The sequence below is a fragment of the Psychrobacter sp. Sarcosine-02u-2 genome (genome assembly GCF_002836335.1).
GTDB classification, from domain to species: Bacteria; Pseudomonadota; Gammaproteobacteria; order Pseudomonadales; family Moraxellaceae; genus Psychrobacter; species Psychrobacter faecalis.
Map to the genome: position 1 here is coordinate 1 of NZ_PJBX01000081.1, position 321 is coordinate 321.

The window sequence follows — 321 nt, forward strand, 5'->3', positions numbered from 1 at the left end:
TCATGGCAATCCTATCGCCTTTATCTTGTCAGATGGTACGACCCACGATGTTAAAGTCGCACCTGACTTAGTAGACAAAGTTAATTTGAGCAATACAGAGGTTTTATGTGCGGATAAAGGCTATGATTCTGATGCACTACGAGCGCATATTGAACAAGCCGGGACGCATGATAACATCCCTCGAAAACGAAACACTAAGTCTTCTAACGACCATATGGACTGGGACTTGTATAAAGCACGACACTTAGTAGAAAATACTTTCGCCAAACTAAAACAGTATAGGGCGGTTGCCACCAGATTTGATAAGCTCAAGCAGAGTTA

Annotated in this window: 1 protein-coding gene; it reads left to right on the forward strand. The window is 42.4% G+C overall.

Annotated features, from left to right (window positions below):
- Positions 1–321: transposase (locus tag CXF58_RS01355; protein ID WP_145989780.1), on the forward strand; the 321-nt coding region annotated here is incomplete at both ends.